We start from the raw sequence: 21,848 nt of genomic DNA on the forward strand, positions 1-21,848 counted from the left end.
GAACATCAGAGGAGTGCGATGCCGTTTTCCACCGCGAAGTTTTTGAAATTCCGAACGGGCATGCAGAGGCGGATCGGTTCGTTGCGTGTAAAAACCGAGGAGAGCCTGGACGTGGCGGTTGAGACGATGATGGAAGAACGGGTGGATGGGTTTTTTCAGGTGGAACATGGCCTGGAGGAAATCATCAAGTCGTTGATCGAAATCGAAGAAGAGTTGGCCGTGATTCGGGATTTAAGCGGCGCCATGCGGCTGGAGTCTCGGTTGGAATTTGTCGAAGATCGGTGGGATGAATTCGATAGTGAAATTCGGGAGCGCCCACGTCGGCGTCGCAAACGGGTCAGTCTGGCCGATATGTTGAAAGCTGCCAGTGGAGCGGGATCCTTGTCGGAGAATCCGACCGGGGTGAATAACGCGGTGGATGCCTATGCCATCATGGGCGTGGAGTTCGGGAGTTCGCTGACGGATGTGACGGCGGCCTTCAGGACCAAGGCCAAGCAGCTCCATCCGGATGCCAATAACGGGGATCGCAGTTCTGAGCCGGAGCTGCGCCGGATGTTGGAAGCCTATCAATTCCTCAAGGAATACCTCAGTTTGAGCAATACGGAACCGATGCGACCACCGGATCACCCCTACAGCCCCTCTGAATAATCGATCGGAGAAGATGTTGATTCCTCCACCGTACATTACCAGTGCCGATGCGCTTGGCGAGTTGTGTCGGCAGCTTCGTGATAGCTCTCGCCTCGCGCTGGATACCGAATTCGTCGGGGAAGACAGTTTCGTTCCGAAGCTCGAGCTCATTCAAGTCGCGACCGAGCAGACGGCGGCCATTATCGATTTTCCGGCGGTGTTGTCCGAGGGCGGCCTTGATGAATTCTGGGAACTCGTCTGCGATGAGCGGATTCAGAAGGTCGTGCATGCCGGTCGGCAAGACCTGGATCTTTTTGCGGTTCATGCCGGGCAGATACCGAAACCGTTCTTCGATACCCAGATTGCGGCAGCCATGGTGGGCTTTGGCTCACAGGTCGCGTATGCCAACCTCGTTCAGCGGGTACATGGAAAACGACTGGACAAGGCTCATACGTTTACCAATTGGAGTGCCCGCCCACTGTCCGACGATCAATTGGCCTATGCCCTGGAGGACGTGACGTTCCTCTTGGCGATCCATGATCATCTGGAGAGCAAGTTATCCAAACTCGGTCGGTTGCCGTGGGTGCATGAAGAGTTCGCACGTCTCGAAGGGGCGGTCGGCGAAGCTCGACGCGAACCGCAGGAACGCTATCAGCGCATACGAGGATGGGATCAACTGAAGCCGAAAGCGGCAGCTATTCTTCGTGAGCTCGCGGCTTGGCGAGAAGGGGAAGCGAAACGGCGCAATGTGCCTCGAAGCCGAGTCGTCCGGGATGAGGTCCTGCTCCAATTGGCGCGGCATCCGCCGCGGCATCCAGATGAGTTACGAAAGGTCCGAGGGCTTCACGGTTCAGAGGTCGACCGTAATGGAGAGTCGATGTTGGCGACGATTCAGGCGGCGTTGGCGCTTCCACCGTCAGCCTGGCCGGTCCTCATCAAGGAGCGCAAACCTGAGCCGGAACTCAACGGATTGGTGGAGTTGATGCAGGCGATCGTGAAGGCGCGAGCGCTGCAGGAAGAGATTGCCCCGACCTTATTGGCCACGACGGGCGACCTTCAGGAGTTGGTTGATAGCAAGGCGAATCGATCGGCGCTGGACATTCCGCTCCTGAAGGGATGGCGACGAATGCTGGTGGGGGACCTGCTCCTCGATGTGCTGGATGGAAAACTTACGTTGATCATTGACCCCCAAACACGTACGATTCGATGGGCACCCTCTGATCGGCTCCGCTAGCCTTCTGCACGTGTTCATCGTGATCCTTCAGATTAATCTGGTTTGGATTTCTTTCCTTAGTCGGCCGACTGCATCCTATTCTTCGACCATATGGCCGCTTACCTGTACGTTGTGGCATGCCACGCCAAGGGCAGTTGAGGTCCTGAACGGGCGATGACGGCGAGAGGTAAGATGAATGTGTTGCTTGCTATGCCTGAGAGGAGGTAGGTGAGTTGTCCGTTGGTGGGGCTCCGTTCATCGCGTAATGCCAGGCGATTTCGGCGCCAAGAATGAAGACAAGCGAAGAGTAGTACAGCCAGACGAAGAAAAACATAAGCCCTCCCAAGGTGCCGTACAATACGAGGGATGCTTGGGCCATCGAGACGTACCATGCAAATCCCCAGCGTGCCAATTGGAAGAGCAAGGTTGCGCTGAGTGATCCAATCAAAATCGCCTTCGAAGGCAAGGTCACCGCTGGAGCTACTCGATAGAGGACGTAGAACAGGGCCGTGGTCGCGATAAATCCTATGACTTTATCGAAGGTCATCAACGCTGGTTCAAACAACACTGTCGATGAGGGGTGTTGTTCTAGGAATGTCCATGCGATCGTCACGAACGATGTATTCGCGACCACACCCAGCAAGAGTAGGGTTACGAGCGCAGTCATGAGAATATCGATCCCAAGTCCTTTGATGAACGTGCGAGTTTGCTGAGCCAGAAACACCGCATTGAGGACGATCCGCACAGACCCAAAGAGGAAACTACTGAACACGACAAAGGAGACAATGCCGGAGAAACCGAGAAGGCCACGATCGCTCACGACGGCCGTTAAGTTTTCTGCCAGTGCCTGTTGGGATTGAGGAAGCGATGCACGCAGGACCGATTGCACTTCGTTCATGGCGCGCTCAGAGTCTAGGACGGTGTACCCGAGCAGCGAGACCATCAGTAGTGAGAGGGGAATGAAGTACAAGAGGAGGTTAAAGGCGAGAGCGCTCGTAAGGAATAATCCATTGTCGGCAAAAAACTTGCTGCTGATGGCCACGATGGCCGCCCAAGCACGATTGAACCGTTGGCGCCAGCGCATATTCATGGCGAAGGATTATGGGGGATTGTACCCGTTCGTTCTGTACGATAACTCTCCAAGATCGCGAAGCTGATGGCGACGACTAGGGGGCCGGTCACGATACCAACGACTCCGAAGAACTGGATGCCGCCTAGGACGGAAAAGAAAGTCAGCAAGGTGTGCAGTTTTGACGTCTCGCCGACGACCACCGTGCGAACAACATAGTCGAGCACGGCGATGAGAAACCCCGAGAAACATAGAATGGCACCGGCTGAGAAATCGCCCTGAATGAACGAGTATAAGGCGATGGGTAGCCAGACAATTCCGGCTCCCACGAGCGGTAAGTAGGCAAGGATCCCCATCACGGCGCCCCATAACAGCGGACCCGGTATTCCTGCGAGCCAAAAGGCAAAGCCTCCTACGAGACCTTCGAGTGCGGCTACGAGTGTATTACCGAGAACGGCCCCCTGTACGACTTCGCCGAAGCGACGTGCCACCAACTGCTGCAGGTGCGCCTCAAACGGTAGGACGTCCTTAAGCCAATGAACGATATGTTGGCCATCGCGAAAGAAGTAAAACGTACAGAGCAAGATAATTCCGAGCTCCAGCAAGCCGGCAAACACGTTCTTTGCCACTCGGGTCAATTGTTCCACGAGCGCCGTACCGAGTTGAGCTAAGTTGTCGATCAACATGGAGCGCAGATTGCTACCTGTCATTCGCTCGAACTCCTGGAGTTGCTCCGACATCATGGTGACCCAGGGGTGCACTCGCCATTGCTCAATCATATTGGGCCCCTGGTCGAGGGCCGACACGATCGTCAGATAACTCTGAGCCACTTCTTTCCCGATTAAAAACGACAGATAGGCGAGGGGGAGAATAACACCGACGGTGACCGTAACACTCATGATCAATGCACTGAGAGATCGCCGGTTTCCGCTCAATGTCGTGATTCGGCGGTACTGCGGGTAGAGACTATACGAGAGTACAGCCGACCAAAGCAGTCCTGAAAGAAAGGGACGAAAGGTGACGAACAATAAATAGGCCATTCCCACCCACAAGGCGGTAGTTGTGATGGCGACCCACAGCTGCGCCGTCGTAGATTGTGTTGGTTCGTTGCTCATTATGTCATGTTAGGGCAGCGGCTATTCTTCCATCAGCGAAAGTCGAACATAAACTGTACTTACCACGATACGAGATGGTAAGAGTGGGCCGTTCAAGGATATGCTAACCGTCGGCGGCCGGTCTGACCTTCCTGTTTCAGGTTGCTTCGGGTTGCTCCTCTGATACTTGAGACATGTGTTGAGGAGCCAATTTCCGCTGTAAGGGTTCGCTCCAATGCATCGTTCGCTGAGGAAATGGTATTTCGATTCCCTTGGCATCGAAGGTCCTCTTGATACGCCGGTTCATTTCTCGGCCGATGCGCCATTGCTGAATCGGCTTGGTTTTTATGCGACATTTGATGATCACTGCCGAGTCGGCGAGTTCGTCGACCCCGAGCATCTCGAGCGGAGCCAGAATATCGTCTGAAAATTGTGGATCTTGGTGAACCTCCTCAGCGATCTCCTGTAACACCTGCATCACCTCATCCACGTTTTCTCGATAGGCGACGCCGACGTTCAATACGCAAAATGAGTAATCTTTGGTCATGTTTTTGACTTTATCAATCACACCGTTTGGAATCACGTGCACACTGCCTGACAAATCGCGCAGTCGGATGGTACGGAGCGTCACTTCCTCAACCAACCCGCTGACTCCGGCAACTTCTACGACATCTCCGACGCGGATGGAGTTTTCGAGCAAGATGAAAAATCCGGAGATGACGTCTTTGACGAGACTTTGCGCTCCGAACCCAATGGCTAACCCACCGAGTCCTGCCGCCGCCAGCAAGGGCTTCAGGTCGACGCCCACTTCCGATAGGATCATCATCCCACCAAGTGCGAGAATTACGACACGTGCGATGTCCCTGAGAACATAAAACAATGTCTCGGCTCGTTTGACCTGCGCCGGGGCAGGGAGAGTGCCCTCATACATTCGTCGAAAGCGTTCAATCGCATGCCTGCTGAGGGTTAAAAGTATAAGCATACCGGTGAGGATCATCACGATACGAAGGCCGGAAATCGATGCCCATGCGAATAGTCGATCACCCAGCATGGTGAAATAGGATGCCGTCATACTGAACCTCCTTTGTCAACGCTCGTTCGCGTGTAGCTGCTGCTCCAGTGCGATGTAACGTGCAACGCTGGCCTTGCGCGCTGGTAACACTGTTTGCCGAACAACGAAGTCGGGTCAGAATCGAATAACTATAAACTCCATTCATGTATGAGAAAACGTTCTACCATGAGTGTGCACCCTAAACACAGTTGACTGACGCTCCATCGCTTTAGCTGAGGAGACCATGTTGAGACAGACGTCTCTAAGGTCCTCATCACGCCGGATGTCTCGTTCCCGGCCAAAACCTGGCCACATGGGTCGCGCTTGTATTATCGTTGCGTGGTCGTATATTTGGCCTGCTCTGGGCGGATCATGAGGGATTTCGTGATCGGATCGACGGGGCTGTTCATCTTGAGATGGTGGCGTATGTGACCATGATCACTGTGACGACGGTCGGCTATGGAGACATCGTCCCTCTCTCCACGCACGCACGATTATTGTGTATGTTGGTCATCATGTCGGTTCGGCTCAGTATCTGGTTCTGGTTTTTAGGAACGGCCTATCAATTGAGCATCTGACACCATTATGGAGGGATATTGCACGACAAAATGTCAGGTCAGTCTCGACGGCCATGTCATCGTGTGCAGTTTCAGCCATCCAAACGATCTGCCCGCAACACGAGGCAACCTTGCCTTGGTTGAATAAATGGTTCAGTCAGACGGAATCGAGAAGACCACGACTGAACTGTGTCCCGATCCCCTGCTGCGCCTGTATCGGAACGCTACTATGCAGAAGGATTTGAGCTTGGAGCAGACTGATAGATTTCAGGAGGGAAATGTTAGGGGTACTCGTTACGAGTTCACCAGCAGATGCTGAACGTTCAGTCCGATCTGTTCTTCAGGACATCGAAGCCGCAGGGACCGATTCAGCAGGAGGTGAGGGATGTCGACGCTGATACAGGGTTAAGATGAGCGTCATACCGAGTACACACAAGACAATGACGGTCAGCGCGTAGATTGGGAATAATTCGGTGCCCGGGATTCCCGTGGAAGTCGGAAGAAAAGCCATGACCGCCGTTGCCACGCCACGGGGAAACATTGCGGCGATTACTACACGCTCATTTACAGACCATCCACAGGTTGAACGAGCCAGGCCTTCTGTCACGGCCGCGCGAACAAATACGACGATCGAGAACAACCCCAAGCTCATCAACGAAATTTCAACAGTCAACGCCGAGAAGTCCAAAATTAGCCCCAACAGCACATAGAAAAAGGTTCGCACCAGAAACGACAATTCTTCATTCATCCGTTTCATGAACTCGCCCAACGCAAATTGGGCCTGGTCCAGCTCGTATCCGATCAATACACGAATCGGCTTGACCAGGTGACCGACGAGAAATTCCATGTTGCTCAGGACGAGGCCGAACAACAGAATCGTGATGGCTCCGTTGGCACCGATCACTTCCGCCACATAATACAGCACCAAAATTGCAGCCATTGTGAGCATGTAGGACAACGCTTGTCCATCAAGCCATGCCAGGAGCCTTGCCCACAGCGCGCCTGCCAGAAGTGCCAGCATGATGGCATCCCAGAAGGCATGAAAGATCTCGCGGATGAAATGCCCGTTGCCTTGGGAGTCTCTCATGGTCCCCATCAAGGCCAATGCGAGGACCACCACAAAGACCTCGGAGATGGCTGAGTCCAGACTCAACAACACCTTGGTGGCATCACGGAGGGACGGCATGTGAGATGTCACCGGGATGATGATGGCCGCAGCGGTCCCTCCCAAAATGGTGCCGAGAAGTAGACCATGCAACCAGGATTCCTGGGTCACCCAGATGTAGAAGCCCATCACCGAGAGGATCGTCAAGCCGAAGACCATCACCGAATACATCAAAGCCATCGGTGTTTCCTTGATGACTTTCATGATATGGAGGTTGATTCCTCCATCGAAGAGGATGATCAGCAGCGCGAGCGTTCCACAGTAGGGAGCCAATTTCATGACTTGGGTCGGCTCGGCTAAGTGGAAGACCGGTCCGAGCAATACGCCAAATCCCATTAATAGTAGGACGCTCGGGATTCCCGTTCGTTTAAAGATCAACTCGCCGCCTAAGCCGACCAGGATCGTCAATCCCGATAGCCCTAAGACGAGCTCGACGCTTAACGACTCCATGTGCACAGCCTCATTCCGGATTACAAATGACCTGACATCCGGAATTATTATGCGGCGGCAGTTCCACGAACGCAACCAAACGTGAATAAGACGGATCGCTTGGTGCGACAACTAGTTTTGCTGTAGCGTACGCTCATATTTTCTAGCACAATAGGCTTCTATGTAATGAATACGAACCAAGATGCTCTCTTCCTTGTTGCGCCGTTGTTTCTGCCAAATTCTCCTGAATCATGCAGTGCGGTTGTTGGCCCGTTGCTGCCGCCTTGTCTGTCAGATCGTCGCTCTTGCCGCTACGGATCTCATCAATGTCCGATCCGGTGTTACGGTTCGCCTGAGGATTTGGTCGTTAGGGAATCTTGCTGGAGGTCTGAATGGTCTCAAAGTCAGTAAGCCGGAGGCGATGTCGTGACGAGATCCACGTTGCGACTAATTACGCGGTGGTGTCTTGGGTTTCTCCAGGAGAGTCGCCATAGATCGGATATCTGATGAGTGGCCAGCGACATTCGTAGCCTTTCAGCCTGTGTAAGCTTTCATGATTAAGGTCAAGGTGGTTGAACCAATGCGGAAGCCTCGCGCATGAATCTGTTTCTGAGATGGACGTCTGTTCTCGGGGTTGTTCTGCTATGGACGGTCGGCAATGGTGATCCGTCGTTCGGTGAAGAACCGTCTGCCGCTCAATCCGACTGGCACTATGGAGGGGCAATCGATGTGGGATACGCAGTCGATTTCAACTTTCCCGAAAATCGGTTGTGGCGGTCAAAATTCACCACGTACAGCGTCAACGAACCAGCGTTGAACATGGCGGTCGGATACATCCGAAAGGATGTGTCTGCCCAGTCGCGCTGGGGGATCGAGTTTGGATTGCAGGAGGGAAACGATATCGAAGGGCTCGTGCCTAGTATCGTTCCGGAACGCGACAGGCCGATAGGCTATGCCGAGCAGCTCAAACATTTCTCCAGAGCCAATATCTCCTTTCTGGCTCCGATTGGAAATGGAGTGAAGGTAACGGCCGGTCTCTTCAACAGCTATATCGGGTATCAATCGATCTATTCGCGCTACAATCTGAACTACACGCGCAGCTATATGGCCGATAACGCACCCTATTTTATGTTTGGCCTTGGGGCGTACTATCCTGTCAATCCGAACGTGCAGATTGGCCTCTACGTCATCAATGGGTACAATTATCTCTCTCACATCAATAACCAACCGAGTTACGGCACGCAGATGGTTTGGAAACCATTCTCTCGTCTGACCCTGATCGAGAACTTGTACTATGGCCCGGATCAGGCCAATACCGCGATGGAATTCTGGCGTGTATTTTCCGACAGCATCCTTGAATGGAAGGACGGTCCGGTGACGTTGGCTGTGGCCTATGATATTGGGACTGAAAACGCAGCAGAACATCCTGGTCATCCACGAACCGTTTGGATGGCAGGTGTCTTTGGCGCCAGTTGGAACATCAGCGGCCCATGGCGGGTTGCTTTGCGTCCGGAGGTGTATTGGGATCGGAACGGCCGCATCACCGGTTCGGAACAATTGATCGCAGCCGTCACCTCGACCGTGGAGTACCGCGTGCCTGCCGCACTTGGTACGGTCCTCGTGAGGCTTGAGCACCGGTACGACGAGTCACGAGGATCGGGCGGTGGGTTTTATCGGGGTGACTTCAACAGCGCCGGTACGATCGGACTGACGCCCAGGCAGCATCTCGTTCTCTTTTCGTTGATCTGGTACCTCGAGCAATGACCCTTGCCCGCATGTGAGGATCATTGCTCTGGGTGTTCACCCTCCTACTAGAGGAGCTCCTTAATCGAGTCGGCTGGCCTGGCCAGGATAGCCCGGTCACCCTTTTCGACGATTGGTCGCTGAATCAAGTCCGGGTGTTGAACCATCGCATCGAGTAACTCATCGTCGGACAGTTGTTTTTTCGCTAAACCAAGCTCCTGGTAGATCTCTTCTTTTGTTCGCAAGACGTCTTTGGGGGCAAGTCCTGACTTCTTCAACAGACTTTTGAGCTGGGCTTTCGTAAAAGGACGTTCGTAGTAGTTGATTGCGGTGTACGGTTTGCCGCTCTCCTTGAGTAACTGGACTGCCTGTCGGCAGGTGGAGCAAGTGGGTTTCTGATAGATTGTGATGTCTGCCATAATGACTCCTTGGTAAAAAGTGCCGGCCTTGACGTTGTTTTTTAGTCCGTGGTAGATCCCAGCTAAGATGTATCACATCAAGTAGGTGAAATGATGCCCTGGGTCGGAACTAGTTCTGCCGGTCAATTTGCCTGTGCCACGGCCTCTCAACGGACCCTCAAAGGCCTTCGCATCAAGCGTAAGGGACAGCCGGTGTTTGTTCAGGGACATGTGCTGAGTCGCAAAGGCCAGGAAGCCACCTTTGAAGCCTTCAATGACCGCCTCGCTGTTGTGAAGTTCAGCGATGAGGCGCTCGTAGGATATGACCCGAGCGAGCTCCTCCTTCCGACCGAAATCGATGAACAGGGTGTTGCCTACTTTGAGATTCGCCCCTGCCGATCCTGTGATATGCTCTTTCCTCTTACACTTGAAGAACGAGAGTCCGACCCTGAACCTGAACGGTGCTCAGACTGTACCGCGTGATCACAGCTCGCTGAGCTTAGTCGACAAAGGGCGCCACGTCCAAGGCCTTTTTCAAGAGACAATCTCCTGCGAATCCCTGTAACACCATCGGGAGCATGGCGCTATCAATGGCGCGTACCGTGTGCACACGAAACCCTTCGGAGGTTTTTTGCCCTTCGAGCTTGAGGGCGTGACAGACTTCCAGTGTTTTCCAGGCCAAATTGGGGAGGATCTCGTCGGAGGCCAGCAGCGTCATAGGGGTGACTGCTCCGTCAATGGCTATCTGTGCGGGCACTCGCCCCTTGTCCTTAGGGAGCTCCGTCACGACGGCAAAGGCGAGGACAGCCTCCTCTGCCGACACAGGTGACGTTTGTGTAAGCCTTGCCGTGACGAGAAGCAGGTAACCAATGAGGATGGCGATTCGTGTCATCTCCGTCCGCTGTCCCTCTCGGATCGTGTCAGGTTTCGACGTAGGCAACAACGGTTCTACGAATGAAGTATGCCAAGCAGGATTGCTCATTGCAAGAATGACGCACGGCCGTGATTCGGGTATCATAGTGAGAGAATCTGTTGTCACTCATGTTGTCTTGTTATTTCTGAGAGGGTGCCATGCCACATGATTTCATGCCGGGCCTTGCCGGAGTACCGGCTGCGACCTCATCGATCAGCGATGTGGACGGGCAGCGTGGGATTCTGGAATATCGCGGGATTCGAGTGGAGACGCTCTGCACGGATTCATCGTACCTGGAAACGGCCTACCTCCTTCTCTTCGGCCGTCTGCCCTCGAAGAGCGAATTTCAACAATGGACGACGGACGTGACCCATCATCGGCGCATCAAGTTCCGCATCATCGATCTACTGAAGTGCCTTCCTGAGTCAGGACATCCCATGGATGCGCTGCAGGCAGCCGTGGCGGCACTCGGGATGTTTTATCCGGGCCGCAACGTCAAGGACGTCGGGAATAACTATTGGAGCGTCGTCCGGCTGGTCGCGAAGGTGCCGACGATCGTGGCGGCCTGGGCGCGACTGCGTCATGGTGACGATCCGATTCCTCCTCGGGATGATCTCGGGTTCAGCGAAAACTTTTTGTACATGCTGACGGAGTCGGTCACGCCGTCAGTGTGGGCGGAGGTTTTTGATGATTGTCTGATTCTCCATGCTGAACACACCATGAATGCCTCCACGTTTACGGGCCTTGTCACGGCCTCCACACTTGCCGATCCTTATACCGTGGTGGCCTCGTCGATCGGTGCGCTGAAGGGGCCTCTGCACGGAGGAGCGAATGAAGAAGTGGTGATGATGTTGAAGGAGATCGGCACGGTTCAGAACGCACGGGCCTATGTTGAGCGGGCGCTGCAGAGCAAGAAAAAGTTGATGGGATTCGGTCACCGTGTCTACAAGGTGAAAGATCCTCGAGCGACGGTGCTACAGGAACTCTGTCGGCGGCTGTTTCAAGAATGCGGCAGCTCCCCGCTGTACGAAGTGGCCTTGGAGGTCGAACGGACGGCGGGGGAATCACTGAACTCGAAGGGCATCTATCCGAACGTCGACTTCTATTCCGGCATCATCTACGACAAGATGGGTATCGACGTCGATCTCTTTACGCCGCTCTTTGCCATGGCACGGGTGTCCGGCTGGTTGGCCCATTGGTTGGAGCAGTTGCGCGAAAATAAGCTGTTCAGGCCGGACCAAATCTATGCCGGCGAGCATAACCGCCCCTATATCCCGCTGAGTCAGCGGTAATCCCCGTATTCTCAAGGCTCTCCAGGCTCTTGACTTCCCGCCGGATCGATTTATCTCTTGAACAAGCAGGTGAATCGGCGCAGCGCCAGCGCAAACAACAAGCAGTCTAATAAAGGAGGGTGCTATGACGCTCGTACGATGGGATCCATTTCGGGAATTGGAAGAAGTATCAGATCGGTTGAATCGCATGTTTGCTCGTCCGGCTGCGCCGCGTGCCAATGGCAAGGAAACAATGATCGTGGCCGATTGGACGCCGTCGGTCGATATCAGTGAGACAGAAGGGGAGTATCAGATCAAGGCCGAGATTCCGGATGTGAAGAAAGAAGACGTGAAGGTCACGCTGGAAGACGGCGTGCTTACGATTCAGGGTGAACGGAAGCACGAGAAAGAAGAAAAGAGCAAGAAGTATCATCGGATCGAGCGCTCATATGGAAGCTTCGTCCGGACCTTCTCGCTGCCGGATGTGATCGACGAGGAGAAGGTAAAGGCCGAGTTCAAGGATGGGGTGCTGAACCTCCATCTGCCGAAGTCGGAGAAAGCCAAACCGAAAGCCATCGAAGTGAAGGTGGCATAAGTTTGGTCTGAGAGTGGGGAATACACAACGGCCCGCCTAGGATGGCGGGCCGTTGTCTTTCTGCCAAGTTATCGAATTCGACTCAGTGCAATAGGATACACTAGATGCACCTCATTGTCTTTTCGGTTCGGCCCGGGTGAGCAAAGTAAGGGGGGGGACTCACCGGCTTCTTCCGTGTGACACCGATTACCGGATTGCGTTACGGGCGCTTCCGTCGTCGTGGTTGTTTCCGGTACAGGTCGAGGAATTCCGCTGGCGAGAGCACGGCCATCCCCTGGCGCTTTGGTGCAGGGAAGTGTTTTGAGTTTCCCGTGATCAGACAGACGGCGTCACCGGCGAGCGCTGTTTCCAAGAAAGGCTCATCCGTGCGATCCGGCAGCCGGCTCGCGAGAGGAGTGCCTGCCACGCTGAGTCCATCCAGTCTGATCTGTTCAAGCAGCGTCTGAATCTGTTCGGGCTCAAAGTGAAACTTGGCTCTACTCAGGACGTCGGAATATTCCGTCAGGATTCTGGCATCGAGGCAGACGCACAAGGCGCCCGACGCGATCATCCGAACGATCTCACCTGGAGGGCCGAATGGAGAGAGGAGCCCAGCCACCAGGACATTGGTGTCCACGACCACTTTCACCGTCGGCGAGCCTTACGGGATGCCCGGACTTCAGCGGCGATCTCTGCGGATGACAGCTTATCCGTGCCGGTCCGAACCGACTGGCGCTGCAGGTGTTCCACCGCAGCCACTGCCCGTGCACGTCGCACCGCTGCCAATGACTCTTCCAGCGTTTCTTCAGATACGGCGCTGAGAATGGCAATGGGCTTGCCGTTTGATGTTAGGATCATGTCTCGCTCGCGGGCAAGCTTGTTCCAGACTTGGCCTGAACGTCCGCGCAACTCCCTGACTGTAATGAATTTCATAGGACCCCTCTTGTGAGTGACGATAACGTACACGATTGAGAGCAGGCGGTCAAACTGACCCGTTTCGTTCCCGCAGGCGTTTTGAAGCGCAGCGGCACGGCGAAATAAATGGGAAAAGCACCGTCGGATTGAGCGCTCGTCTGGGAGCTTTGTCCGGACCTTCTCGCCGCCGGATGTAATCGAGGAAGAAAAGTCAAGGCCGAGTTCAAGGATGGGGTGTTGAACCTCCATCTACCGAAGTCGGAGAAGGCCAAACCGAAAGCCATCGAGGTGAAGGTGGCATAAGCTGGTCCGAGAGGATATGTCTGTCGCTCAGGACGAAGTTTAGGCAGAACGACGCACCTGGGTTACCGGCCTAGGCTTGGGATGTTGTAGTTCCACTCATACCGGTCGTCCCAGTGCCGCGGCAATGTTCATCAGCGCATCCAATGAAAAGCGTGAGATCCGTCCACGGAGGAGATCATTGATCCGTGGCTGCGTTATCCCACATTGGGTGCCCGCTTCCATCTGGGGCCACCCGTTTGCCTCAATGACCTCCGTGATTTGCCGAATAAGACTGGATCGTGCATGCAAGTTCGAGGCCTGTAAGTGAACAGAAAAACCTTGGCTCCAAGGCTCTACAGAAGTTAGAAATGACAGGGTACGAGTAAAAAGGCGATTGGTATGAACCCGCCAGGGTTTTCATGGATTCCACTGCGATGGCGGAGTAGGTTCAACCATAGGGCACCTCATCTAAAAATTGATTCGAAAGGTCGCCCCTCCGACGTGGTTCGTGCTGCGGTAGGTCCCGTTGATAGTCGGATTGGGACTATCGGTGACTGTGCGGGTATCAAAGACCAGAGCTTGATAGAAGAGGTCCAGGCCGATGGCGGATCGTGCGAAGAGACCGTTCTCAGCATCGGCGCATGCAATCACTCCAAAGAGTTTCCCACCGGCATGGCAGAGGAATCCGATGCCGCCGGTCGCGATATGCACATCGCTGTCCGCGAGGGAAGGATCGAAACTGAGGTCCGTTACCGGACTGTGGGAACGAATGTAGCCGGTGCGCAGGGCGACATCCCATCCCCGAGTAGATGTGATTCCGAGCAGCTTGTATTCAGTTCCGACGTTGACGGTGAACGTATTCGTCCATTGTTGCGGGCTTGGTAACACACTGCCGTTGGACAGGTGGACGGACGCGTCGCGAATGGCTTGCCATCGGGCATAATCCACATCCACTTCAACTTTCCACTCCCGTGCATGGTTGCGGATCGGCCAGTAGGCGATCCCGCCGGTCCAGACTTCCGGCAGCCGCATAGAAGTGGATGCGTCTGCGACGCGAAAGCCATTGGCCAAAAGGGTACCGTTTAAGGGCAACACCGCTTGGCTCCGCCAGATACCGGCGAAGGAGAGACGGGGTTTGCCCTCGCTGGTTCGCCAAGGGCTGTAGAGAAAACTAGCATTCAATCCCGCCGTCGTACCTTTGCCGTTCAGCTCAAGCTCTGTGCCTGGTGGAAATCCCGATCCCGGCGCTGCCTGAAACCGGCGTTCCGCATGGCCTTCCCCGAGTAAACCGGTAAAGGTGAAGATGTCGGCCCCGAGGCCAAGAGACAACGATTCCGTCACCTTGTAAGCCACCGTGGGTTTAATTGAAATCAACGGAAATTGAGCAAAGGTCAGCGAGGTGGCAAAGGGACCATCACCCGGAAATTTCGCCGCGAAGCCGTATAGATTGAGCAGGCCCAATCCGATGCTGAGATTGCCCAGCGTAGATATGCCCAGGTCCTTTAAGTTCGCTGTGAGAAATAATTGTCCGGGTGGCGGTAATCCGACGGTCGGACTGTTGTTCGTGACGGTGTTGCCCGTTGTGCTGGTGAAGGTTGTGTTGATGCTGACAAATTGCAGGCCGCCCGCATGATGGATGCCGTGTAATTGCGCCATCGCTGCGGGATTGTAGAAGACTGCCGAAGCATTGTCCGCTTGGGCAACGAATGCGTTGCCTTGAGCGATCGCAGCAGCATCGTGATAGGTGTTGCGAAATCCGTCGGCGAGTGCGCGGTGAGGAAGGGCGGCGAGGATAAGAATACAGATTGTGACTGCGAGAGCGGAATGAAGAGAACCTCGTGGAGAGACTCTACCAAAAAACAAAAAACGAATAGGTGTTGCGAAGGAATAATTCAAGACTGGCACGAAGTGGGAAGAATCTAGCAGCCTCTCGATGAGGAATTCAACGGCCAAACAAGAGGACCTTGTCTTTCTCAATGTGCTGTGGGATGTTCTGCCATTCCGAAAACACCTGTGTGGATCGAGCGTGATCCGACGTAAAAGCAAAAGTCGGAACAGTCGCTTAGCCAAGCTGACCCCGCCGACGTTGCCGGTGGTGCTCAAGCGGCCAAGGCTTTTTCGGCATCTCGACAAGGCCCACAGCCGCCCCTTACGTGGATTGTCGCGCCGGCGGGCTCGGGTAAGACCACGCTGGTCGCGAGTTATCTGAAAGTGCGTTGTCTGCCGGTCTGTTGGTATCGACTGGATCAAACCGACGGAGACCTTTTATCCTTTTTCCATTTTCTTAGGGACTCGGGTAAATTCCTCATGCTTGTCTCATGCAACTCCGAAGGGCTGTCCCGCCGAAAGGGAATGGACATTGATCTTGCCTACGAGGCGGTTATGTTCGAGTCTCGGACTGTGTTGGAAAATCCAAACATTGCCACCGATGGAACCTACCGACCTTCATTCAAGCCGGGTCCATCACAATGCGGGTGAACTTTTAGCCAGCGTAGTGGACTAAGGGTTGATTGGCTGAAACTCTCAGTGGATCCCACACCCGTTACTCCGACTGGCACCTGGCCAAAAAGGCTGGAAGCTCGCCGGCTAGCGGATCGATTTTCAAGCATTTCTCCAGCCAGGTCGCGGTTTTCTCCGAATTGCCGGAAGCCGCCAATTCTTTACCTACACTCAGCATCGCATGGGTGAATGCCTTCCGGAGGTGTTCGCGCAACGGTTGCACCCACGACGCTGCATAATCGTTGAGAAAAGGCCCCGCATAGAGGGCAAATGCTTTCTCGTGAAAACGATGACTCGCCTGATGATCGCCAGCCAGAACTGCTGCATCTGCCTGCTCCAGCAGGCGTTCGAACGCCCAGACATCTACATAACAGTGCTGTCGAGACAGCGACAGCCGGCCGCCCTTCAGTTCAAGGGAACTCGTCCCGATCAGCTTCCGCAATCGATGCAATGTGACGCTAAACGCCTCATGAGCCGCGTCTCCTTCAGCATCCGGCCAAAGTGCATCCGTTAAGGTCGCTTCGGCAACCTCCTGTCCTCCGAAGGCAATGAGTGCTTGGAGCAGCTCCAGGGGCCGCTGCTGCGCTTTTCGCGAGAACCGGACTGGTTTGCCATCAACGACGAGGTTGAAGTGCCCGAGCGTATGAATTTTTACGCCCCATGGCCAATCCGCCACTTCCACGGATGGAGGATCGGGACAGAGCCGACGTTTCCTGATGAGAAACTGCACATACTCGATCTCGATCCCTACTTCCAAGGCTTTCGCACAGAGACGCGCCATCAGCGACGGACTCCACCATGGAAAATTGACAAAACCTCGGGTACGGCCAAGCACCATGGCATGTCTAAGCGATTGTAGTCCATTCTCCTCCTGCGACTGCCCGAACGCGAGAGAAGCTTGGAGCAGCGAACACATGTACTCCAGCAAGGAGCTGTTCATTTCTTTACCGACTTGTCTTGCCCGCGCAAGATGGTGTTCTGCCTCATCATGATTTCTCTGTTCGTACAGCACCTGTGCCAGGGCAAATCTGTTGAGCGCTTCCGGGAAGGAAGAGCCTTCCAGCGACTCCAACACATGCTTTAAGGCGCTTTCAGCCTGTCTACGTGCTTCGTAGATATCCCTTTTCACAAACGCCATCCACCCTGCGATATGGTTACATAGTCCCAGATGATCAGGCAGAAGTCGCAGCTTGTCGAGATACGCCTGCGCAGCATCAAGATCGTTTGTCAGCAGAGCGCCATAGGTGCCATTTGCCAGCAAGGAGAAGCTCCATGCCTCTAATCCATAATGCGTGGCGATATGCCAGCCCTGTTCCACCTCTTCCAAACAATGATCGTGTTCGGCTGTCAAAAACGCATGCGTTGATTCCGCAGCCTTAAACCACATAATAGCCAAAGGGGGGAGCTGGGCCACTGGAATTGGTTTACGGAGGAGAGCGAGAAGATTAGCCACCTCGTCGAGATGTCCAAGCCATGCCTTGTACGAAACCAGGAAGCAGCCTACGAGCATCCGTTGAATGGGCTCTGGATTCCTCTTGAGAAAAGTCTCGACTTGACCCATGAGTCTGGACATTAAGTGTGCGTTCGGTCGTCTCCACATTTCCGCCATAAACGTAGCAAAGGTGATCCGAGCTTCGAGCTCAGGAGACGGAATGCGAAAACCATCGGATAGGATACCTTGTAAGCGATCGACCCAAGTCCCCAACTGCGGCATATTCACCCAACCGACCATGATCGATTCCACGGTCGCACAGCCCGCCGAGAGCATGCCCACCTGATCCCCTTGTGCTTCAAAGCCCGCAAACGCACGTTCTAATAACTGCTGCCCGTGATAATGGTTGACCAGGCTAGTGCAGGCACCCAGCCAAAACAACGCCCACGGCATCTGTTCGAGCAGCGGTGAGGGAATTGTGTTCAACCATCGAGTGAGTGTTTGGCTGCGTCCTTGCTGGAAGAGTTCCGGTGCGTTCTGAAGCAGAACGCGCAACAGGTTGCCCGTGTCCCCTGCTATCTGAAGCAACTCTATGGCTGATTCGATCTGGCCGGTTTCCTCCAACAATAGGGCGGCCGTGCACTGCAAGCTTTTGAGCTGTTTAGGGCTGAACGCTTCCCGAGCTTGTCGGAGGAGGAATTGGCGGAAGAGGGGATGGTATTGATACAGCACTCGGCCGTCTTGAAGCCGGCGTTCGGTAAACTGCCGCGTCTCATACAGTCGTTTAAGAATTCGCTCAGCAGTCGGCAGACCGGTCAACCGTTCCGCTACAGCGACCGTCATGGTCGGCAGCGAAGCCGTCTTGAACAGGAAATTTTGGGTTTCCTGAGGGATACCGCTCAACGCTTCTCGAGCCAAATAATCAAAGATGATTTCCGGCGTCTCGACATCCAGGATACTATTCGCAAGCTCGTCCATCCGATCGCTCTTCAGCATGAGGATCATGCCTGCCACCCATCCGGCGGTCTTGGCATGGATTTGCTCGATCAGCTCAGTGGAAGGTTGGTCTCGTTGGGATTGAGTCTGAAGCCTGACTAACTGGGTGGCTTCTTCAGGTGTAAGCCGTAGCGCATCAGGTTCAAATACATGGAGTACCTGCCGGGCCTGCAGCCGGGCAACTGCGGTGGGAGGGTGCGCTCGGCTGATAAATATCCATGTGATGCCGTCTGGGACTGTATCGAGGGCAACCGACAGCACGTCATGCAGTTGTGATTCTATAGGAACCTCATGGTAGTGATCGAAGACTAACACAAATGGGGGCTTCAGCCGTGAGAACAGCTCGTCGAAGAAGCGCCTAGTGAAGGTCATGAGGGACGCGCGATATTCCGGGGTGAGATGGGGCAGCGGGCGTCGGTATCGCGGAGCAGCTCGTTTGACGGCAAGGCCAAGATAGTGAAAGAAGCTGCCGATATCGGCATCGCCTTCATCGAGTTGATACCAAAGGCTGGGGAGTTTCCGGAGTTGCAGGTAGCTGGCGACGAGCGTCGTCTTGCCCGCGCCCGGCGGCCCCATCAACCAGATAATCGGCTTTGCACGGGCCTGGTCGAGCTGGCGCAGCAGGCGGGGTCGTTTCAAGACATTTGGCAACGCAGAGGCAGCCAGTTTCCCATAGAAGAACTGCGGTGATGCTGTTCGAGATCCCGGCATCCTTACCCCGAAGGACATTTGACTGTGTCGGCAGGGGATCTTAGTGTAAGGGGTACAGGGAAACAACCTCAAAAATGACCGTAAGTCCACATCTTCTCGGCAGAAAAGCCTGATCGTCAGGTCTATCCAGCCGCCAGCAACTAGAAACTGCCTTATCTGTAACCAATCTGTACCCTTCCCTATGGCACAAGTTCTCTCGCGGGAAGGAGTCTAGGTTTTCGTGCTGAATTGGGGATTGGCGTCGGCTAGCCAAGAATCAATAAGGAGGGATGCACTGTGCGCAACACAACCGTTCGATTGGGAATGAGTATCTCGTTGGCGATCTTAATTGGTGGCATGACCTTGGCGAACAATAGTAACCAGGCTTTCGCAGCAGCACCAGCAAAAGATGATCCACATGTCGGCCTGGCGCAGAATTGGGATAAGGTTATCACAGGAACCACTCGGTTCACGCTTTTGGCAGACTTTGCCAACGCTGCGGTGCGGGATAATGAAACGGGGCTGGTGTGGGAACAGGCGCCGGATACGCCCCCCCGCAACTGGGAAAGCGCGCGTTTTTACGTCGGCTCTTGTGCCAACAAGATTGTGGGAGGTAGAAAGGGCTGGCGGTTGCCCTCTGTGGTGGAGCTGAGCAGTCTGGTGGACGCTGTCAACTTGAATCCGGCCTTGCCGACGGGCCATCCGTTTAGTGGTGTGCAGCCGAATGTCTATTGGACGGCTACATCGGACAGCGATCGTCCGACCATTGCGTGGTTCGTGAACTTCTTCAATGGTCAGGTGACTGCCGGTGATAAGGTGGCCAACTCCTTCTTTGTTTGGTGTGTTCGTGGTGGTATGAACGCGGATCAGTATTAGTTGGTAACTCTCACGAAACACTCCGTAAATTTTGCATTGATGTGCCGGCAGGCCTTCGAGAGTAAGTCCAATGGACACATTGCGGAAGACGTTGACCCTTTTTCGTGATAAACACTTAACCACAACACAGATCGAAAGGAGACCATCATGTCAACCGTTATTGGTACCCCTTCTAATGACACTCTTTGGGGAACTTCCGGAAACGACTTGATATTTGGAAATGGAGGAGATGACATCCTCAGGGGGCTAGATGGCAACGACCTCCTAGATGGGGGAATAGGGAATGACATCATGGATGGCGGGTTTGGTAACGACACCTACGTGGTCAACCAGGTTGGAGATGTCGTCATCGATCAAGACGCACACATTGGTGCCGGCGGGGGGACAGATACGGTCAGGAGCAGCATCGCCTATACCTTGGGCGGAACCATTGAAAACCTCCACCTGACTGGCACGGCGGCCATCAACGGCACGGGCAACGCGAAGGACAATGTCCTTTCCGGCAATGTTGCTAATAACGTGCTGCGTGGCCTGGGTGGCAACGACACTCTCTACGGTTGGAGCGGCGACACCCTCATCGGTGGTGCTGGGAACGATATCTATTGGAACGAGTATGGGTTAGCGCGGCTAGTTGAAGATTCCGAAGATCCAACGATTGGTGGGCAAGATCTTGTGTTCTCATTAGTGAGCACGACCCTAGGCGCCGGATTGGATAACCTCACCTTACTTTCCTTCATTGAGACAGGTCCTGATCCTATGATTAACGGTACAGGCAATGCGCTTAACAATATCATCACCGGAAATGATGCCACCAACATCCTGTCGGGTCTGGATGGCAATGATACCCTCAAGGGGGTGGGTGGCAACGATACGCTGAATGGCGGCAATGGCAATGACCGCCTAGACGGGGGAACCGGGGCCGACACGATGAAAGGTGGGTTCGGTAACGACACGTATGTAGTGGACAATGCTGGGGATGTCGTCAATGATCCGAACCAGCTGCTCCCGTTTTTTGCCAGCGGGGGCACCGACACGGTTGAAAGCAGTATCACCTATACGCTAGGTCTGTTTATCGAAAACCTTACTCTTACCGGAGCTGCCGCGATCAATGGTACAGGTAATGGGAATAACAACATCATCATCGGCAACCGCGCAAACAACACACTTTCCGGCCAGGAAGGAAATGACTGGCTCAATGGCGGCGGCGGCAATGACACACTCAGCGGTGGCCTTGGCGACGACACTCTCAACGGTGGGACTGGGCAGGACACTGCTTCGTACAGTACGGCGACGGCTGGCGTCGTGGTCAACCTTAATAACGGAGCGGCGCAGAACACAGGGGCAGCCGGCATCGATACGCTCGTGCTCGGGACGATAGAGAACCTTATTGGCTCAAACTTCAACGATAGCCTTGTAGGCGATGCCGCCAACAACGTGCTTTCCGGCTTGGCGGGCAATGATACACTCAATGGTGGTAGCGGGAACGATACGCTGATCGGAGGGCTCGGCAGAGACTTGCTGAACGGCGGTGTGGGGAACGATCTTTTTGATTACAATGCGGTCGGCGATAGTCCAGGCGGTGCAGGTAGGGATGTCATCACCGGGTTTATAGGCAACGGCACGCTCGCGGGCGACCAGATCGATCTGCGCGATATCGATGCCAATACCACTTGGCTCGCCATCGGCAACCAGGCCTTTACCTACATCGGTGGCGCAACATTTACGGCGGCTGGACAGCTCCGGTATGCCGGGGGGGGCCTGCAGGGCAACACGGATGCGAATTTGGCAACGGTCGAAATCGAGATTCAGCTCGTCGGTGCTCCGGCGCTCTCTATTGGAGGGATGGGTACCGACATCCTATTGTAGAGAGTGTGCCCCTGTGCTGACGCGATTGCTTGCCGTTGAAGAGAAGAACGCGGAAGCCAAGTTTAAGGATGGGGTGCTGAACCTCCATCTGGCGAAGTCGGAGCAAGCCAAATCAAAGGCCATTGAAGTGGATGTGGCGTAAACTAGTTGAAAGAGGTTCTTCCGCAGTAACGGCCCGCCTCCTCAGG

At 54.5% G+C, this 21,848-nt stretch carries 24 protein-coding genes; 13 read left to right on the top strand and 11 right to left on the bottom strand.

Annotated elements, in window-relative coordinates:
* The first annotated feature begins 18 nt into the window (after positions 1-18).
* Positions 19-648 carry a J domain-containing protein gene (locus ACYX34_RS16290; protein WP_462077631.1) on the top strand — a complete coding sequence of 210 codons (630 nt, stop codon included), beginning with the start codon at positions 19-21 and terminating at the stop codon, positions 646-648.
* A gap of 13 nt (positions 649-661) precedes the next feature.
* Complete coding sequence (gene rnd, locus ACYX34_RS16295; RefSeq protein ID WP_462077632.1) at positions 662-1,861, top strand: ribonuclease D; 1,200 nt, start codon at positions 662-664, stop codon at positions 1,859-1,861.
* 187 nt (positions 1,862-2,048) lie between these two features.
* Here the strand turns inward: rnd and ACYX34_RS16300 are convergent, their stop codons facing one another.
* The 3 genes from ACYX34_RS16300 to ACYX34_RS16310 all read right to left on the bottom strand — a co-directional run bounded on the left by ACYX34_RS16300 (position 2,049) and on the right by ACYX34_RS16310 (position 5,075).
* Positions 2,049-2,930, bottom strand: coding sequence for a YihY/virulence factor BrkB family protein (locus ACYX34_RS16300; RefSeq protein ID WP_462077633.1), 882 nt, complete (start codon positions 2,928-2,930; stop codon positions 2,049-2,051).
* Positions 2,927-4,024 (bottom strand): AI-2E family transporter, encoded by a 1,098-nt coding sequence (locus ACYX34_RS16305; RefSeq protein WP_462077634.1) that lies wholly within the window; start codon positions 4,022-4,024, stop codon positions 2,927-2,929. The genes ACYX34_RS16300 and ACYX34_RS16305 overlap by 4 nt, the downstream gene beginning before the upstream one ends.
* 136 nt (positions 4,025-4,160) lie before the next feature.
* Positions 4,161-5,075 carry a mechanosensitive ion channel family protein gene (locus ACYX34_RS16310; RefSeq protein WP_462077635.1) on the bottom strand — a complete coding sequence of 305 codons (915 nt, stop codon included), beginning with the start codon at positions 5,073-5,075 and terminating at the stop codon, positions 4,161-4,163.
* A 314-nt stretch (positions 5,076-5,389) separates the two neighbouring features.
* Here ACYX34_RS16310 and ACYX34_RS16315 point away from each other — a divergent pair, with 314 nt between their 5' ends.
* Positions 5,390-5,632, top strand: a complete 243-nt coding sequence (locus ACYX34_RS16315; RefSeq protein ID WP_462077636.1) for an ion channel — start codon at positions 5,390-5,392, stop codon at positions 5,630-5,632.
* Positions 5,633-5,951: 319 nt separating this feature from the next.
* Here ACYX34_RS16315 and ACYX34_RS16320 read toward each other — a convergent pair whose 3' ends face one another.
* Positions 5,952-7,226, bottom strand: a complete 1,275-nt coding sequence (locus ACYX34_RS16320; protein WP_462077637.1) for a cation:proton antiporter domain-containing protein — start codon at positions 7,224-7,226, stop codon at positions 5,952-5,954.
* Between the two features lie 181 nt (positions 7,227-7,407).
* Here ACYX34_RS16320 and ACYX34_RS16325 point away from each other — a divergent pair, with 181 nt between their 5' ends.
* Both ACYX34_RS16325 and ACYX34_RS16330 read left to right on the top strand, forming a co-directional pair.
* A complete protein-coding gene (locus ACYX34_RS16325; RefSeq protein ID WP_462077638.1) occupies positions 7,408-7,635 on the top strand; it encodes a hypothetical protein in 228 nt (75 codons plus the stop codon).
* 167 nt (positions 7,636-7,802) lie between these two features.
* Positions 7,803-8,969, top strand: a complete 1,167-nt coding sequence (locus ACYX34_RS16330) for an outer membrane beta-barrel protein (protein WP_462077639.1) — start codon at positions 7,803-7,805, stop codon at positions 8,967-8,969.
* 47 nt (positions 8,970-9,016) lie between these two features.
* Here ACYX34_RS16330 and arsC read toward each other — a convergent pair whose 3' ends face one another.
* A complete protein-coding gene (gene arsC, locus ACYX34_RS16335) occupies positions 9,017-9,367 on the bottom strand; it encodes an arsenate reductase (glutaredoxin) (protein ID WP_462077640.1) in 351 nt (116 codons plus the stop codon).
* A gap of 90 nt (positions 9,368-9,457) precedes the next feature.
* Here arsC and ACYX34_RS16340 point away from each other — a divergent pair, with 90 nt between their 5' ends.
* The gene (locus ACYX34_RS16340; RefSeq protein ID WP_462077641.1) at positions 9,458-9,829 is read left to right on the top strand and encodes a hypothetical protein; all 372 of its coding nucleotides are present in this window, start codon (positions 9,458-9,460) and stop codon (positions 9,827-9,829) included.
* Between the two features lie 16 nt (positions 9,830-9,845).
* On the opposite strand, the gene ACYX34_RS16345 is transcribed toward ACYX34_RS16340, so the two are convergent.
* Entirely contained in the window at positions 9,846-10,286 is a 441-nt protein-coding gene (locus ACYX34_RS16345) for a hypothetical protein (protein ID WP_462077642.1), read from the bottom strand.
* A 131-nt stretch (positions 10,287-10,417) separates the two neighbouring features.
* Between ACYX34_RS16345 and ACYX34_RS16350 the strand changes: the two genes are divergently transcribed.
* Together ACYX34_RS16350 and ACYX34_RS16355 are read left to right on the top strand one after the other, a co-directional pair.
* A complete protein-coding gene (locus ACYX34_RS16350; protein WP_462077643.1) occupies positions 10,418-11,551 on the top strand; it encodes a citrate synthase in 1,134 nt (377 codons plus the stop codon).
* A 124-nt stretch (positions 11,552-11,675) separates the two neighbouring features.
* Positions 11,676-12,125 (top strand): Hsp20/alpha crystallin family protein, encoded by a 450-nt coding sequence (locus ACYX34_RS16355; RefSeq protein ID WP_462077644.1) that lies wholly within the window; start codon positions 11,676-11,678, stop codon positions 12,123-12,125.
* Positions 12,126-12,324: 199 nt separating this feature from the next.
* Here the strand turns inward: ACYX34_RS16355 and ACYX34_RS16360 are convergent, their stop codons facing one another.
* Together ACYX34_RS16360 and ACYX34_RS16365 are read right to left on the bottom strand one after the other, a co-directional pair.
* Entirely contained in the window at positions 12,325-12,753 is a 429-nt protein-coding gene (locus tag ACYX34_RS16360; RefSeq protein WP_462077645.1) for a putative toxin-antitoxin system toxin component, PIN family, read from the bottom strand.
* A complete protein-coding gene (locus tag ACYX34_RS16365) occupies positions 12,750-13,037 on the bottom strand; it encodes a type II toxin-antitoxin system Phd/YefM family antitoxin (RefSeq protein WP_462077646.1) in 288 nt (95 codons plus the stop codon). The genes ACYX34_RS16360 and ACYX34_RS16365 overlap by 4 nt, the downstream gene beginning before the upstream one ends.
* A 216-nt stretch (positions 13,038-13,253) precedes the next feature.
* Between ACYX34_RS16365 and ACYX34_RS16370 the strand changes: the two genes are divergently transcribed.
* Complete coding sequence (locus ACYX34_RS16370; RefSeq protein WP_462077655.1) at positions 13,254-13,322, top strand: hypothetical protein; 69 nt, start codon at positions 13,254-13,256, stop codon at positions 13,320-13,322.
* Positions 13,323-13,418: 96 nt separating this feature from the next.
* Here ACYX34_RS16370 and ACYX34_RS16375 read toward each other — a convergent pair whose 3' ends face one another.
* Both ACYX34_RS16375 and ACYX34_RS16380 read right to left on the bottom strand, forming a co-directional pair.
* Positions 13,419-13,676, bottom strand: a complete 258-nt coding sequence (locus tag ACYX34_RS16375; protein ID WP_462077656.1) for a helix-turn-helix domain-containing protein — start codon at positions 13,674-13,676, stop codon at positions 13,419-13,421.
* Positions 13,677-13,769: 93 nt separating this feature from the next.
* Positions 13,770-15,206 carry an OmpP1/FadL family transporter gene (locus ACYX34_RS16380; protein ID WP_462077647.1) on the bottom strand — a complete coding sequence of 479 codons (1,437 nt, stop codon included), beginning with the start codon at positions 15,204-15,206 and terminating at the stop codon, positions 13,770-13,772.
* A gap of 28 nt (positions 15,207-15,234) precedes the next feature.
* Here ACYX34_RS16380 and ACYX34_RS16385 point away from each other — a divergent pair, with 28 nt between their 5' ends.
* The gene (locus ACYX34_RS16385) at positions 15,235-15,510 is read left to right on the top strand and encodes a hypothetical protein (RefSeq protein ID WP_462077648.1); all 276 of its coding nucleotides are present in this window, start codon (positions 15,235-15,237) and stop codon (positions 15,508-15,510) included.
* A gap of 333 nt (positions 15,511-15,843) precedes the next feature.
* Here the strand turns inward: ACYX34_RS16385 and ACYX34_RS16390 are convergent, their stop codons facing one another.
* Positions 15,844-18,939: a BTAD domain-containing putative transcriptional regulator gene (locus tag ACYX34_RS16390; protein ID WP_462077649.1), complete on the bottom strand. Its 3,096-nt coding sequence runs from the start codon at positions 18,937-18,939 to the stop codon at positions 15,844-15,846.
* Positions 18,940-19,215: 276 nt separating this feature from the next.
* On the opposite strand from ACYX34_RS16390, the gene ACYX34_RS16395 reads away from it, so the two are divergent.
* From ACYX34_RS16395 to ACYX34_RS16405, 3 genes are all read left to right on the top strand, one after another.
* The gene (locus ACYX34_RS16395) at positions 19,216-19,794 is read left to right on the top strand and encodes an Lcl C-terminal domain-containing protein (RefSeq protein ID WP_462077650.1); all 579 of its coding nucleotides are present in this window, start codon (positions 19,216-19,218) and stop codon (positions 19,792-19,794) included.
* A 147-nt stretch (positions 19,795-19,941) separates the two neighbouring features.
* A complete protein-coding gene (locus tag ACYX34_RS16400) occupies positions 19,942-21,660 on the top strand; it encodes a hypothetical protein (RefSeq protein WP_462077651.1) in 1,719 nt (572 codons plus the stop codon).
* A gap of 13 nt (positions 21,661-21,673) precedes the next feature.
* A complete protein-coding gene (locus ACYX34_RS16405) occupies positions 21,674-21,802 on the top strand; it encodes a hypothetical protein (protein ID WP_462077652.1) in 129 nt (42 codons plus the stop codon).
* Positions 21,803-21,848: the final 46 nt, after the last annotated feature.

It is taken from the genome of Nitrospira sp. CMX1 (genome assembly GCF_054902215.1).